We start from the raw sequence: 2,184 nt of genomic DNA on the forward strand, positions 1-2,184 counted from the left end.
GAGGTTACCGGTGAATTCCATGGGGCGGTTAGCGTCGGTGCTGATGCCCTGATTGTGGATAAAGCCATCATTTCCCATAGTGATGACATCAGCTCAGCCACTTTTAGTCCCAATAGCCGCTTTGTGGTGACCACCGGTTTAGTGTCACTTGATAGAGGTACCGAAAACATTGCGAAAATCATTGAACTATGGAAAGAAGAGTAACTCCAGTAGCATCCCGGAAAATCTTGGCTATTCTCTGATGCACTACCAATAATGTGATTCACCCATGGCGTTCCTTTATTTTTCCAAAACAAACATTCAACACGGATTGTTCTGGCATTTTCTTACAAACAAGAAGGGCGTGATTGGTATTTTTTTTTCCCCTGCTGGCTATGATAGTTGTGCCGATATGCTATTCCTCAACCCTTATTGACCGTCATCATCCCGATGGGCGCAAGTTTCGGATTGAAATCAACGATGGGAAAACACGCAATAGCACACTGATAGTGACAGGTGGCCAGCCCGCTGGCAATGCCGATTTTTCCGGTGTCGCCAGAGGAGGTTTTTTTTATTTGCCTCCTCCTCCCTGGGGAGGTGGAGGCGGCAGGCCATCGGGATTGTTCGAAATTGACCTGACTATTCTGCAACCCGTCATCAACTGGCTGATGTCCATAGGCAAGAATTCTGTTTCGTTTGAGCAGCAGCCCTCCCCGGCACGTTTGCAAATCACCCGCGTTAATGTCGATGGCTCTGCCAGTGAAGCGGCTATCCCCCTTGACTGGCTCAACTTTCTGGATAGTGAACAGCTGCCCGATGTTGATTTCTGGGACACTCTCCTCCAGCGTGTCGCCAGGACTTGCCCGGCCAGCGAAAGCCTTCAGTGGCAACTTGGCTGTTTCAAACTGCTTCTTGAGCGTACTGTCTTGAAAACCCATCATGGTGATGGCCGACAGGCAGGTAATGAGGATGGTCAACCCTCTGGCAGCAGACCCAATGCAGGATCAAATGACGCAACTAACCAGCACCATCAACAACAGGAGAAGAGAGAAGCACCTGAAAATCGAGAGAGCAAATCACCGGGAGAAGGTAATGGTAGCAGCGGCGATGGCAATAACAGAAAAGACGACAATGGAGAGCAGAGTAAAAATAATGCTTCGACTCAGGACCTTGAGCTACTTGCCAACCAGCTTTTAGCCATCATTGAAAGCGACGATCCCAACGCCGCTTTTAAATTCAGGGAAATGCTGGATAAGCTGAACATGCCTCAGCGTTTGCAGGTTCTGGAAACAAAAGGCACAAACATCAGGGGTAATACTATTACTCCTCTTGAGGCGATATTGGCACTGCCGCGTTCTTCCTATGAGCACACAACACACAACCGATTTATCGAGCAGCTGCTAGCAGCCACTGACAACAACTACCTGATGATTTTGTCTGACGACAGCCACCTGATGAGTGCCTCTGAAACCATAGATGATTACATCGCTATCAATGCTTTCGACGATAATGCACTGCATGTGGATAAAGAAGAACCTGCACACATTATTGATGCAGAGTGCGCGGTATGTAAGGAGCAGTTTGAACGCACGTCAAATATAGTGAAAACGCCCTGCAATCACCTTTATCACGTAGACTGTTTAAAACAGTGGTTAAACAAAAGGCAGCAGGATGCTTCAATTATAAATTGTCCTACATGTCGTATAGAATTAAACGCCTTGAGTAAAAAACTTAACGACTTTAACCAACTATTGAGAAAATACGACGGTTGTCATTCTTTAGCTATTGCAGAAAGAGCAGTTAATGAATGGAATAAAGCAGAAACAGGTTATGAAACCTTGTACCATTTTATCCAATTTTGCCGACATAACAGCCAGGCATCTGATGATTCACAGTTTGTAAAAATCTTGGGACGCCTCGTTCATCTGGTGACAAAAGCCGAGATCCACCATCACGGTCATATCTCAGCCACCTTCAGCGCCAATAGCCGCCGTATGGTGACCGCCAGTGACGACGGCACTGCGAAAATCTATGTTTATCAGTCCGATGGACCCTGGAAGGAAGAGTTCACTATCCACGACGATGGTCCGGTCAAAATTAGCCAGCTTCAGCGCCGATAGTAGTCATGTATTGACCGCCAGTGACGATGGAACAGCAAAAATCTATGTTCGGAAGGAGGATGGTTCATGGCAAGAAGAAATCACT

The 2,184-nt window shown here is 46.9% G+C and carries 2 protein-coding genes; both read left to right on the forward strand.

All coding sequences use genetic code 11. The annotated features are described in order from the left end of the window. The coding region (locus tag KDK16_RS01095; protein WP_257274294.1) for a hypothetical protein at positions 1-204 on the forward strand (204 nt) is incomplete at its 5' end. A gap of 143 nt (positions 205-347) precedes the next feature. Further along, entirely contained in the window at positions 348-2,099 is a 1,752-nt protein-coding gene (locus KDK16_RS01100; protein WP_257274295.1) for an RING finger domain-containing protein, read from the forward strand. The last annotated feature ends 85 nt before the right edge of the window (positions 2,100-2,184 follow it).

The organism is Endozoicomonas sp. SESOKO4 (assembly GCF_024606275.1).